Genomic DNA, 13,342 nt, shown 5'->3' on the forward strand with positions numbered 1-13,342 from the left:
ACGGTGAAGCTTCTCAAGAAGACCGGCGGCCTCAAGAGAGCCCTCGCGGCCCTCACGGTCGCGCTCGCCGCCCTCTCGCTCCAACCCCTGTCGGCGCAGGCGGCTCCCCAGCCCGTCGTCGGCGGGACCCGTGCCGCGCAGGGTGAGTTCCCGTTCATGGTGCGGCTCTCCATGGGCTGCGGCGGGGCCCTGTACACCAAGAACATCGTCCTGACCGCCGCGCACTGCGTCAGCGGATCCGGCACCAACACCTCCATCACCGCAACCGCCGGCGTCGTGGACCTGCGCAGCAGCAGCGCGATCAAGGTGAAGTCGACCAAGGTGCTGCAGGCCCCGGGCTACAGCGGCAAGGGCAGGGACTGGGCGCTGATCAAGCTTGCCAAGGCCGTCGACCTGCCCACGCTGCCGATCGCGACCAGCAGCGCGTACAACAACGGCGACTTCTCCATCATCGGCTGGGGTGCGGCCCGCGAGGGCGGCGGCCAGCAGCGCTATCTGCTCAAGGCCCAGGTCCCCTTCGTCGACGACGCCACCTGCCAGCGCGCCTACGGCAACGACCTGGTGCCCGGCGAGGAGATCTGCGCCGGGTTCCCGCAGGGCGGCGTCGACACCTGCCAGGGCGACTCCGGCGGGCCCATGTTCCGCAGGGACAGCACGGGCGCGTACCTCCAGGTCGGCATCGTCAGCTGGGGCGAGGGCTGCGCACGGGCCGGCTACCCCGGCGTCTACACCGAGGTCTCGACGTTCGCGGGGGATATAGCCCGCGCCGCCGCCGGCCTCTAGCGAGACCCTGGGAACGTACCCCCTGACGGGTACGAGGCGCCCGCGGCCCACTCCGGCCGCGGGTGCTTTCCGTGGGCCGAGCTTCGCCGGTCGTGGGCGCTCTCCCGCCGACCGCCTGACCTCGGAGACGATCCGCAGTCCGGACAGGAGTGGGAGGGCGCCCGCGCGCCCCGTAGGGTGGTCGCTCATGACCACCCGCAACACCGCCGGCGGCGATGCCGACCCGGCCGTCCGCGCCGAGCTCGCCAGGCTTCGCGACAGCATCGACAACATCGACGCCGCCGTCGTCCATATGCTCGCCGAACGCTTCAAGTGCACCCAGCGGGTCGGCCACCTCAAGGCCGCACATCACCTGCCGCCCGCCGACCCGGCCCGCGAGGCCGCCCAGATCGCCCGCCTCCGCCGGCTCGCCGAGAGCGCCAAGCTCGACCCCGCCTTCGCGGAGAAGCTGCTCAACTTCATCATCGCCGAGGTCATCCGCCACCACGAGCGCATCGCCGAGGACGCCACGTCCGCCGCCGACACAACGGGGAACTGACCTCCCGCGCCCACGGCCCGCGCCGGTCGTCGGGCGCGTGGTCGCCCGTTCGGCCGAGTGACTCTTTGTCAGGTCAAAGGAACGTGGGATAGGACGGTTCGGGCATAAGCTGGTTGCCCAAACGAGGGGACGTCGGGCCATGCCGTCTGATGCGAGCATTCTCATCGTCGACGACCACCAGGACATGCTCTACGCCCTGGAGAGCGCACTGGCCCCGCTGGGCCACCGGCTCATCCGTGCGACCAGCGGCGACGGCGCGCTCAAGGAGGTCCTGCGGGGTCAGGTGGGCCTCCTGCTCCTCGATGTGTGCATGCCCGGGGTGGGCGGACTCGACGTCGTGCGCTACATGCGGCGCGTGGAGCAGACCCAGCACATCCCGGTCATCCTCCTCACCGGTTTCGGTCCCGACGCCGCACTCACCTCCGCCGCCTTCGGCCTCGGTGTCGCCGACCTGTTGATGAAACCCGTCGACCCCTGGTCCCTGCGCACCAAGGTCCGCTACCTCTACAACGCCCACCAGCGCTCCCAGGCCCTCGAACGCGAGGTACGCGCCCTGCGCGCCCGGCTCAAGGGGCCCGGCGCGCCCCCGGCACCCGCCCTCCCGTATCCGGACGCATACCTGCCGGGCCAGCGCGAGGACGCCGCCGAGGGCACATCCCCCGGGGGCACCCAGGCACGGCGCGAGAGACAGCCGTAGGCGCCACCGGCGCAGCCCACAGGCCCGCACGAGAGGCGCCCGAAGGCGCCACGGAGCGCCCAGGCGGACGACGCGAGGGTGCATGCGAACGGCACAAAACGCGCACGCGAGCCGAGCGACAGGGCGCGAGAAGGCGGCAAGGGAAGCGGACAAAGGGCGTGTACCGGGATCACCCCTGTGCGCTGTCGGCGGCATCAGGCAGCATGTCCCTCATGTCCGTACTGACGCGCGACGAAGCGCAGACCCGTGCCAGGCTCCTCGACGTCCACCGCTACGAGATCGCCCTCGACCTGACCCGCGGCGACGAGACCTTCGACTCCCGTACCGTCATCCACTTCACGGTGAGCGGTGACCGGAAGGCCGCGGACACCTTCGTCGAGCTCAAGCCCGCCGAGCTGCGCTCCGCAACGCTGGACGGACAGCCCCTGGACCCCGAGACCCTCGACGAGAACCGGCTGCCCCTCAAGGGCCTCACGGCCGGCGAGCACGAACTGCGCATCGACGCCGCCATGCGCTACTCGCACACCGGCGAGGGCATGCACCGCTTCACCGACCCCACCGACGGCGAGACCTACGTCTACACCCAGCTGTTCCTGGACGACGTCCAGCGCGTCTTCGCCGCCTTCGACCAGCCCGACCTCAAGGCCGTCTTCGAGCTGACCGTCAAGGCCCCCGAAGGCTGGAGTGTCCTCGCCAACGGCGTCACGACCCACGAGGGCGAAGGCACCTGGCGCGCCGCCGCGACCCCCCTCATCTCCACCTACCTCGTCGCCGTCGCCGCCGGCCCCTGGCACTCCGTGCGCACCGAGCACCGCGGACTGCCCTTCGGCATCCACTGCCGCCGCTCCCTCGCCCCCTACCTCGACGCCGACGCGGACGAACTCCTCGAGATCACCCGCCAGTGCTTCGACCGCTACCACGAGAAGTTCGAGGAGCCCTACCCCTTCGACTCCTACGACCAGGCGTTCGTCCCCGAGTTCAACGCCGGGGCCATGGAGAACCCCGGCCTCGTCACCTTCCGCGACGAGTTCGTCTACCGCTCCGCCGTCACGGACACCCAGCGCCAGACCCGTGCCATGGTCATCGCTCACGAGATGGCCCACATGTGGTTCGGCGACCTCGTCACCCTGCGCTGGTGGGACGACATCTGGCTGAACGAGTCCTTCGCCGAGTACATGGGCTACCAGACCCTGACCGAGGCCACCCGCTTCACGGACACCTGGACCGACTTCGGCGTCGCCCGGAAGGCCTGGGGATACGACGCGGACCAGCGGCCCTCCACCCACCCCGTGGCCCCCGACGCTGTCGACGACACCGCCTCCGCACTCCTCAACTTCGACGGCATCTCCTACGCCAAGGGTGCCTCCGCGCTGCGGCAGCTGGTGGCCTGGCTCGGCGAGAAGGACTTCCTCGCCGGCATCAACACCCACTTCACCCGCCACCGCTTCGGCAACGCCACGCTCGCCGACTTCGTCGACTCCCTCGCCGACGCCACCGAGCGGGACGTGCACGCCTGGGCCGACTCCTGGCTGCGCACCACCGGCGTCGACACCCTCACCCCGCACCTCACCCAGGCCGACGACGGCACATACTCCCTGACCGTCGCCCACGACGGCAGCCGCCCCCACCGCATCGCCGTCGGCCTCTACGACCAGGACCTCTCCGACGACGGCGGCCTCACCCTGCGCGAACGCCTCGAACTGGACATCCCGCAGAGCGCGCCGCAGCCCCTCGGGAAGCGTCCCGCCCTGCTCCTGCTCAACGACGGCGACCTCACCTACGCCAAGGTCCGCTTCGACCCCGACTCCTTCACGGCCGTCCGGGGCGCACTGTCCGCCGTGCCCGAACCGCTCAGCCGCGCGGTCGTGTGGAACGCCCTGCGCGACGCCGTGCGCGACGGCCGCCTCCCCGCCGCCGCCTACCTGGAGACCGCCCGGACCCACCTCCCGCACGAAACCGACCTGGCCCTCGCCGAAGGCGTCCTCGCCTTCGCCTCCACCCAGGTCGCCGACCGCTACCTGCCCGCCGAGGAACGGCCCGCCGCCCTCACCACCCTCACCCATCTGTGCCGCGACCTCATCCGCCGCACCGAGGACGGTTCCCACCCCGGGCTGCGGCTGATCGCCGTACGCCACTTCATCGACGCCGCCGCCCACCCCGACACCATCGCCGCCTGGCTCGCCGACGGCACGGTGCCCGGCGGTCCCGAACTCGACCCCGAACTGCGCTGGCGCATCCTGGGCCGCCTCGCCGTCCTCGGCGCCGTCGACGAGGCCACCATCGACGGGGAACTCGAGCGCGACCCCAGCGCCACCGGCCAGGAAGGCGCCGCCCGCTGCCGCGCCGCCCTGCCCGACCCCGAGGCCAAGCGGCGCGCCTGGGACGCGATGTTCGCCACCGACGACCTGTCCAACTACCTGTTCACCGCCACCGCGCAGGGCTTCTGGCAGCCCGAACAGGCCGACCTCGTCGCGGAGTACGTCGACCGCTACTGGACCGACGCGCCCGCCGTCGCCGCCCGCCGCGGCCCCGCCATCGCCGCCGCCGCCGGCCGCTGGGCCTTCCCGCACCACGCTGTCGACGCGGACACCCTCCGCCGCGGCGAGAAGTGCCTGCGCAAGACGGACCTCGTCCCGGCCCTGCACCGCAGGCTCGTCGACGAACTCGACGACCTGGCACGCGCCCTGCGCGTCCGCGAGGCGTAGACGACGCCCGGTGTGCGGTCGGCACACGTCCGCACCCGGGTGTGTTGCGCTTGGCACACGTCCCTTACGAGGCGCCGGGGCGAGTGCTCGCCGCTGGATGCCGTCAGCGAATGCCTGTGCCGGGCGCCTGCACCGTACGCCCGTTTTCGCGGGCGGGGATGGGCGCGTCCGGCTCCCTGGTGTGCCGGTCGACACGCTCCTCTCACGGGCCGCCCGGCCGGCGTGCTCCCTGCCGGTTGCCGGCCTGCGCACGCACGCCGCCGGGCGTCCGCAGGCGTCCCCCCTTCCGGACGTGGGCGGGTCCCTTCCCAGGTACGCGGTCGGCACCCGCCTCACGGGGCGTCCGGTCGGCGCACGCCCGCCACGGGCCACCGGGCGCCCGGCAGGCTCGCGCCCTCTCAGGGCGGCGCAGGTACGTGAACGTGCCTCCCCCCGGCAGTTCGCTCCTGACACGTCCCGCCCACCACCGATACCCGCTCCCGGGTCGGATCGTTGTCCTCTGCGGGCGGGTGAACTCCCTCGTATGCGGGTCTGATTGCCCCCGCCCAGCGCCCGGAGGACGTCCCATGAGCTTGCCGCCCCTCGCCTCAGGACCCGAAGGCCCGACCGCCCTCGGGCCACTGCTCGCCACCGTCCTCGACGCCCTACGGGAAGGCGTACGGCAGCGCGGCGGGCCGCTGCCCGCGGGCGGTCCCGCGGCGGTCGCCGCACGGGTCCGCGACGCCGTCGGCGACGTACTGCCGCAGAAGGGCGACCCTGACGCCTTACACACCCTCGTACGCGCCTTCGCCGAGGGCGCCGCCGACCCCGCCGACCCCCTCTGCGCGGCCCACCTGCACTGCCCGCCCCTCGCCGTCGCCACCGCCGCAGACCTCGCCGCCTCGGCCCTCAACCCGTCCCTGGACTCCTGGGACCAGGCCCCGGCGGCATCCGAACTGGAAGCCCTGGTCACCGAAGCCCTCGCCCAAGAGGCCGGTGCGGCCGCCGCCCTCGTCACCACCGGCGGCACCGAGTCCAACCAGCTCGCCCTCCTCCTCGCCCGCGAAGCCCACGGCCGTGTCCGGCTCGTCTGCGGAGCAGGCGCCCACCACTCCCTGGCCCGCGCCGCCTGGCTCCTCGGCCTGCCCGAACCCGTGGTGCTCCCCGCCCCGCGCGGCACCCTCGACCCCAGCGCCCTCGCCGAAGCCCTCACCCGTCTGTCCGGACCGCGCGAACCGGTCCTCGTAGCCGCCACGGCGGGCACCACCGACGCCGGACTCATCGACCCCCTGCCCGAGATCGCCGATGTGTGCGCCGCCCATGACGCCCGCCTCCACATCGACGCCGCATACGGGGGCGGACTTCTCTTCAGCGACCGCCACCGCCCCAAGCTCCACGGCCTGGACCGCGCCCACACCGTCACTCTCGACCTGCACAAACTCGGCTGGCAGCCGGTGGCCGCCGGCCTCCTCGCCGTACGGGACCCGCACGACCTGCGGGCCCTGCAGCACCGCGCGGACTACCTCAACGCCGACGACGACACCGAGGCGGGCCTGCCCGACCTCCTCGGGCGCTCCCTGCGCACCACCCGGCGCCCAGACATCCTGAAGATCGCCGCCACGTTCAAAGCCCTCGGCCGGACCGGACTCGGCGCCCTCGTCGACCAGGTCTGCGCCCGCGCACAGGAACTCGCGCAGCTCGTCTCGGCACACCCCGCCTTCGAGCTGTACGCCGCGCCCACCATCAGCACCGTCCTGTTCCGGCCCGCCGAAGCCCCCGACGACAGCGTCGCCGCCGTCCGCCGCGCCCTCCTCCACGGCGGCCGCGCCGTCCTCGGCCGCGCCCGGCTCGACGGCCGCCTCTGGCTCAAGGCCACCCTCCTCAACCCCCACACGGGGCCCGGCGACCTGGCCGCGCTCCTGAACCTGGTGGAAGGAAGCACGCCCCGATGATCCACCTCCCGTACCACGACATCCCGGCCCCACGCGACCTGGTCGGCATCGGCATCGGCCCGTTCAACCTCTCCCTCGCCGCCCTCGCCCACCCCCTCGCCGAACTCGACAGCGCCTTCTACGAACAGCGCCCCGGCTTCGACTGGCACCCCGGCCTCCTCATCGACGGCGCCACCCTCCAGGTCCCCTTCCTCGCCGACCTGGTGACCCTCGCCGACCCCGCCAGCCCCTGGTCGTTCCTCAACTACCTCAAGAGCCGCGAGCGCCTCTTCCCCTTCTACTTCGCAGAGCGCTTCCACATCCAGCGCGCCGAATACGACGCCTACTGCCGCTGGGTCGCCGGCCATCTCCCCGGACTCCACTTCGGCCACCAGGTCGACAGCGTCCGCTGGGACCCGGAGAACGACGTCTTCGAAGTCGACTTCACCCGGCTCGACCCGGACGGCGAGGCCGAGGCCCTCGGCCGGACTCGGGCGCGCAACATCGTGCTGGGCGTCGGCACCGAACCGCACGTCCCCGAGTCGCTGGTCCCCCTCGTCGAGGCCCCCGGCGTGCCCGTCATCCACGCAGCGGACTACCTCCGCCACCGCGAGGAGTTCCTCACCGCCGGGCACATCACCGTCGTCGGCGCGGGCCAGTCGGGCGCCGAGGTCTTCCTCGACCTCCTGCGCCACCGGCCGGCCGGGCACGAGAGGATCCACTGGCTCGCCCGCACGGAGGCGTTCGCCCCCATGGAGTACTCCAAGCTGGGCCTCGAGCACTTCACACCCGACTACACGCGCTACTTCCACGCCCTCGTCGAACCCGTGCGCGACCGCCTCGTCTCGGCCCAGTGGCAGCTCCACAAGGGCATCGACGCCGGCACCAGCGCCGCCATCCACGACGAGCTGTACCGCCGCACCCTGCACGGCGGCTGGCCCGACGCCGTCCTCACCCCCGGCGTCCACGTCCACACCGCGGAACGCCTCGCCACCGCCACGATCGAGCTGCACCTGGAACACACCCAGCAGAACGTCCGTTCCCGCCTCACCACCGACGCGGTCGTCCTCGCCACCGGCTACCGCGAACGTCCCCTCGACCGCATCCTCGCCGGACTCGCCCCCTACCTGCGCCGCGACAGCAGCGAGCGCCCCCGCATCGACGACCAGTTCCGCATGATCCTCGACCCCTCCCTCACCGGCCGCCTCTACGTCCAGAACGCCGAACTCCACACCCACGGCGTCGGCACCCCGGACCTCGGCCTCGCCGCCTGGCGCAGCGCCACCATCCTCAACTCCCTCACCGGCAAGGAGCCCTACCCCCTGCCCCGGCGCACGGCCTTCACTACCTTCGGACTCAGTCAGCCGGGTCCACCCGGGGCCCGGGCCCGGGAAAACCGGACCTGGACCTCGGAAGTCGGCACCTGGGGCCCCGGAAGACACGATCCGAGGCCCCAGAGGGTCTGAGGCCTCAAAAGAAGCCGGGGCCCCAAGTGAAGCGGGGTCCCAGAGGGCCTGAGGCCCCAAAACAGGCTGAGACCTCAAAACAAGCTGAGGCCCCAAAAGAAGCTGGGGCCCCAAAGCAAGCGGGGCCCAGAGGGTCTGAGGCCCCGAAAGAACCTGGGGCCTCAGAGGACCCGAGGCCCCAGCAGACCCGAGGCCCCAGCAGACCCAAGGCCCTAGAAGACCGCCGTGCCGTTCCGCGTCAGCTTCCAGTCCACCGACGCGAAGTCCTTCGGATCCAGAAGACCCTTTGCGGTCACCCACTCCGCGATCCTGGTCCGGATCTCCGTCGACTCCGACCACAGCTCCTTCGCCGAGGCCACGTACGGGAAGGCGCCGCCACCGTTGGCGCGGTAGTTGTTCACCGCGAAAACGAACTGCTGGGCGTCGTCCAGGGGGGCACCGCGGTAGGTCAGGTTCTTCACACGGGAACCCGCCGCCTGGGCGATGTCGATGTCGTAGCGCAGCCCCGACACATAGTCGTAGTTGTAGTCCGGCCGGCCGCCCGCGTTGGTCAGCTTCTCCACGTCCACCGTGGCGTCCGCGGCCGTCTGCACGAAGTACTCCGCCGAGTACTCCAGGTACGCCCGAAGCTGCGCACCCGTCATCAGCTTCGCCACCAGCGTGTTGTCGTACACGTACAGGCTCGACAGATCCCGGATCGTCACATCGCCGGCCGGGATCTCCGAGGTCCGTGAGAACGGCGACGCCTGCGCGAGCACCGGCAGCGACGCGTACTCGGTGCCTGCCAGCGCCGCCTTGACCACGTCCTCCTGCACCTTGGTGATCAGGTCGATGATCGGGGCGTCCTTGTAGCGCGCCTCCACCGTCGTCAGCGTCTCCGTCGCCCGGCCGACCACCTGGTTGACGTACTTCACCACGGCGGCGTGCTCGTCGGACAGCAGCTTGGTGATGTTCGGGTCGTCGGCGACCGTGTTCGCGTTGCGCAGGGAGGCCGCGACGGACTCGACCTCCCACCTGCCCTTGGCGAAGACCAGCTCGATGTCGAAGAGCGTGAGCCGCTCCGCGAAGCACAGCGGCTCGGACAGCACGACCGTCTTCCCCGTCTGCTCGTTGGTGACCTTCAGCTCGGGGATCTCCACATGCGCGTGGCCCACCAGGATGGCGTCGATGCCCGGCACCTGTCGGGCCACATTGGCGGCCGCGTTCTCGACGTACGGCAGCTGGTCACCGTACGACGAGGTCCCGGAGGAACCGGAGTGTGCCGACACCACCACCACGTCCGCACCCATCGACCTGAGCTTCGGCACCCACTTGGCCGCCTGCTCCTCAAGGCCCGGGAAGGTCAACCTCCCCTGCACATACGCCTTGTCCCAGATCGCGATGCCCGGGTTGGTCAGGCCGAGGACCGCGACCTTCACCGGCGGGGCGCCCGGCACATGGAACTTCTTGATGAGGTACGGGGGGAAGGCCGGCCTCTGTGTCTTCGCGTCCAGCGCGTTCGCGCCGAGCAACGGGAAGTGACACTGCGACTCGAACTTCCGCAGCGTCTCGATGCCGTAGTTGAACTCGTGGTTCCCGAGCGCCACCGCGTCGTACCCGATCGCGTTCATGGCCTGCGCCATCGGGTGCACGGGGCCGCCCTTGGCCGTGATCGGGTCGACCTTGGCGTAGTAGTACGTCAGCGGAGTGCCCTGGATCGTGTCGCCCGCGTCGAGCAGCAGCGTGTTGCAGCGGCCCTTCTCCTGCCTGACCTGGTTCACCAGAGTCGAGATCCGGGCCAGGCCCATCGCGTTGCCGGCCTTGTCCGCGTACTCCGCGTCCTTGAAGTAGTCCCAGTTGAAGACGTGTCCGTGCAGATCCGTCGTCCCCATCACCGTCAGCGCATACCGCTTCGGGCCCTTCTTCGCCGGGGCCACGGACGCCGCCCGCGCCGCCGGAGCCGCCGCGGAACCCGCCAGCGCCACCCCCGCCCCGGTCACAGCGGATCTCTTCAGGAACTTCCGGCGGTTCAACGGCATCTCTCGTACTCCTCGAGGAATGGTCAACAACGCGCGTAGATTCTGACCCGACCATGACCAGTCGCAACAGGCCCCGGAGGTTTCGATCTGGTGACCGGTATATGACCGCCCGTCAGACCATCCGTGACGGAGCGGGTATCCACGCATGCGTCACCGTTCGCCGCCCCGGCCGCAGCCGCACCGCATCACGTGGGCCACGGGGAATGCGAGTGCCGGCGAAAACCGCGCGTATTTCGCTCCGGTTTTCCTCAGGGATGCTCATCGGAGCGCGCCACCGCACAATTCAACACTTGTCAATAAGGCTTCACGCAAAGGTTGTTGAGTAGTCACGCGCAACGAATTCTCTACCGGCCGGTAAGGCATACGCTCGAAGCATGCGCCGAGCGAAGATCGTTTGTACATTGGGGCCCGCCACCGACTCGTACGACCAGATCAAGGCACTGGTCGAAGCCGGAATGGACATCGCCCGCTTCAACCTCAGCCACGGCAGCTACGCCGAACACGAGGAGCGTTACCAGCGCGTACGCAGGGCTTCCGACGAGACCGGCCGCAGCGTGGGAATCCTGGCCGACCTTCAGGGCCCGAAGATCAGACTCGGTCGATTCGCCGAAGGCCCCGTACTCCTTGAACGCGGGGACACCTTCACCATCACCGTGGAGGAGGGCGTCGAAGGGGACCGCCAGACCTGCGGCACCACCTATGCAGGCCTCGCCTCCGACGTCACCCCCGGCGAACGCATCCTCGTCGACGACGGCAAGGTCTGTTTGGAGGTCACGTCCGTCGACGGCCCCCGGGTCCACACCACGGTCGTCGAGGGCGGCATGGTCTCGGACCACAAGGGGCTGAACCTGCCGGGCGTCGCGGTCTCCGTCCCCGCGCTGTCCAAGAAGGACGAGGACGACCTCCGCTGGGCCCTGCGCACCGGCTTCGACGTCATCGCCCTCTCCTTCGTCCGCAGCGGCCGGGACATCAAGGACGTCCACCGCATCATGGAGGACGAGGGCCGCCGCCTCCCCGTCATCGCCAAGGTGGAGAAACCGCAGGCGGTCGAGAACATCGACGACATCGTGGCGGCCTTCGACGGCATCATGGTGGCGCGCGGCGACCTGGGCGTCGAAATGCCACTGGAACAGGTGCCCATCGTCCAGAAGCGCGCGATCAAGCTCGCCAAGCGCAATGCCAAGCCCGTCATCGTCGCCACCCAGATGCTCGACTCGATGATCGAGAACTCGCGTCCGACGCGCGCCGAGGCCTCGGACGTCGCGAACGCCGTCATCGACGGCACCGACGCCGTGATGCTCTCCGGCGAGACCAGCGTCGGCAACCACCCCGTCGAGACGGTCCGCACGATGGCCCGCATCGTCTCGGCGGCCGAGGAGGACATCCTCGCCAAGGGCCTGCCGCCCCTGACCGAGAGCAGCAAGCCGCGCACCCAGGGCGGCGCGGTCGCCCGCGCCGCGGCGGAGATCGGCGACTTCCTCGGAGCGAAGTTCCTGGTCGCCTTCACCCAGTCGGGCGACACCGCCCGCCGGCTGTCCCGCTACCGCTCCCCGATCCCGCTCCTCGCCTTCACCCCCGAGCCGGCCACGCGCTCCCAGCTGAACCTCAGCTGGGGCGTGGAGACCTTCCTCGGTCCGCACGTCGACTCCACGGACGCCATGGTCGACCAGGTCGACGAGCTGTTGCTGAAGTACGGCCGCTGTCAGAGGGGCGACATCGTGGTGATCACCGCGGGCTCGCCGCCCGGGGTGTCGGGCTCGACGAACATGGTGCGGGTCCACCACATCGGCGAGGACGACAGCCCCAGCTAGCCCGACCCCACGCGCGAAGGGCCCCTCCCGGGCCCTTCCGCCGTCCCGGGGTGTCAGTACTTCGGATCCGGCGCTCGTGCTTCCTACCGGGGCCGTGCTGGGGGAACATGCAAGTCCAGTGCTCCGTGTACGACTTGACCTCGACGCAACCCGCCTTGTGACGCCGCTTGATCCTCGGCAGGGGCCTCACCCTGCGCATCGCGTCCTCGGCCGCGGCGATCAGGCCTGTCTGGTTGGCGTTGCAGAAGATGGACAGGTGGTGCTGCCCGGGCCTGGCGATGATGTGGCCATCACCGAGGTGGAGACCGAGCAGATAGGCGTACGCGTCGCGGTCGAAGCCGCGCCCGGTACAGCGGGGGCAGTCCGTGGGCCGCTCGTATGTCTCACCGCGCGCTCCGCGGTCTTCGCTGCGCCACCAGGCGACCGAATCGAAGGTGCTGCTCCATGCGGCCACTCTGCGTCACGGTGCGTGACTTGGCGCAGCAAAAAGCGGAGGTTCACGCGAACGTGAGCCTCCGCTCAAAAGAATGTGCCGGGTGCGGGATTCGAACCCGCAAGCCCTCACAGGCAGAGGTGTTTGAGACCTCCGTGTATACCGTTCCACCAACCCGGCTCGGCACTTCCGAGAGTGTACCGGGTCATCATCGGCCGGCGCCTCTAGGTAGGCTGCATAAGCAGCACTACCTGCCCCAGCCCGTACGAGGAGCCCGAGTGACCGCCCCCGAGTCGCCCCAGCCCGTTGCCGACGACGACAAGTCGCACGTGCCTCCGCTGACGACCCGTGTCGTCATCGCGGAGGACGAGGCGCTCATCCGGCTCGACCTCAAGGAGATGCTCGAGGAAGAGGGCTACACGGTCGTCGGTGAGGCCGGCGACGGCGAGCAGGCCGTGGAGCTGGCTCGTGAGCACAAGCCCGACCTGGTGATCCTCGATGTGAAGATGCCGAAGCTGGACGGCATCTCGGCGGCCGAGAAGATCGCCGAGGAGCGTATCGCCCCGGTGCTGATGCTGACCGCCTTCTCCCAGCGCGACCTCGTGGAGCGTGCGCGGGACGCCGGTGCCATGGCGTACCTGGTGAAGCCGTTCAGCAAGAGCGACGTCGTCCCGGCGATCGAGATGGCCGTCTCGCGGTTCAACGAGCTCAAGACGCTGGAGAAGGAGGTCGCGGACCTCACGCTGCGGCTGGAGACCCGCAAGCTGGTGGACCGGGCGAAGTCGATCCTGCAGACGGAGTACGGGCTGACCGAGCCGGCCGCCTTCCGCTGGATCCAGAAGACCTCGATGGACCGGCGCATGTCGATGCAGCAGGTCGCCGAGGCCGTCATCCAGGACGCCGAGGAGAAGAAGGCGTCCAAGGGCTGAACAGGGCGTAGGGCGTCCACGGCGCCTATCCGTGTGCGGCGAGGCCCGCACC

At 70.4% G+C, this 13,342-nt stretch carries 9 protein-coding genes and 1 tRNA gene; 8 read left to right on the forward strand and 2 right to left on the reverse strand.

The genetic code is table 11. The annotated features are described in order from the left end of the window. Positions 1-3: 3 nt before the first annotated feature. The 6 genes from LZ604_RS12390 (at position 4) to LZ604_RS12415 (ending at position 8,099) form a co-directional block, all read left to right on the forward strand. On the forward strand, positions 4-783 hold the full coding sequence (locus tag LZ604_RS12390; RefSeq protein WP_234515091.1) for a S1 family peptidase: 780 nt from the start codon (positions 4-6) through the stop codon (positions 781-783). A gap of 187 nt (positions 784-970) precedes the next feature. Further along, positions 971-1,321, forward strand: a complete 351-nt coding sequence (locus tag LZ604_RS12395; protein WP_234515092.1) for a chorismate mutase — start codon at positions 971-973, stop codon at positions 1,319-1,321. Between the two features lie 139 nt (positions 1,322-1,460). Next, positions 1,461-2,018: a response regulator gene (locus tag LZ604_RS12400; RefSeq protein WP_234515093.1), complete on the forward strand. Its 558-nt coding sequence runs from the start codon at positions 1,461-1,463 to the stop codon at positions 2,016-2,018. A gap of 203 nt (positions 2,019-2,221) precedes the next feature. Next, a complete protein-coding gene (gene pepN, locus LZ604_RS12405; RefSeq protein ID WP_234515094.1) occupies positions 2,222-4,723 on the forward strand; it encodes an aminopeptidase N in 2,502 nt (833 codons plus the stop codon). A 566-nt stretch (positions 4,724-5,289) separates the two neighbouring features. Continuing rightward, positions 5,290-6,654, forward strand: a complete 1,365-nt coding sequence (locus LZ604_RS12410; protein ID WP_234515095.1) for a pyridoxal phosphate-dependent decarboxylase family protein — start codon at positions 5,290-5,292, stop codon at positions 6,652-6,654. Then, a complete protein-coding gene (locus tag LZ604_RS12415) occupies positions 6,651-8,099 on the forward strand; it encodes a lysine N(6)-hydroxylase/L-ornithine N(5)-oxygenase family protein (protein ID WP_234515096.1) in 1,449 nt (482 codons plus the stop codon). Before LZ604_RS12410 ends, LZ604_RS12415 begins: the two co-directional genes overlap by 4 nt. Positions 8,100-8,311: 212 nt before the next feature. On the opposite strand, the gene LZ604_RS12420 is transcribed toward LZ604_RS12415, so the two are convergent. Next, positions 8,312-10,117 (reverse strand): bifunctional metallophosphatase/5'-nucleotidase, encoded by a 1,806-nt coding sequence (locus LZ604_RS12420; RefSeq protein ID WP_234515097.1) that lies wholly within the window; start codon positions 10,115-10,117, stop codon positions 8,312-8,314. Between the two features lie 374 nt (positions 10,118-10,491). Between LZ604_RS12420 and pyk the strand changes: the two genes are divergently transcribed. Further along, positions 10,492-11,928, forward strand: a complete 1,437-nt coding sequence (pyk, locus tag LZ604_RS12425) for a pyruvate kinase (RefSeq protein ID WP_234515098.1) — start codon at positions 10,492-10,494, stop codon at positions 11,926-11,928. A 530-nt stretch (positions 11,929-12,458) separates the two neighbouring features. On the opposite strand, the gene LZ604_RS12430 is transcribed toward pyk, so the two are convergent. Beyond that, positions 12,459-12,541: transfer RNA gene (locus LZ604_RS12430), tRNA-Leu, on the reverse strand. A 98-nt stretch (positions 12,542-12,639) separates the two neighbouring features. Between LZ604_RS12430 and LZ604_RS12435 the strand changes: the two genes are divergently transcribed. After that, the gene (locus LZ604_RS12435; protein ID WP_234515099.1) at positions 12,640-13,290 is read left to right on the forward strand and encodes an ANTAR domain-containing response regulator; all 651 of its coding nucleotides are present in this window, start codon (positions 12,640-12,642) and stop codon (positions 13,288-13,290) included. Positions 13,291-13,342: the final 52 nt, after the last annotated feature.

Source organism: Streptomyces glomeratus (assembly GCF_021462825.1).
Taxonomy (GTDB): Bacteria; Actinomycetota; Actinomycetes; order Streptomycetales; family Streptomycetaceae; genus Streptomyces; species Streptomyces glomeratus.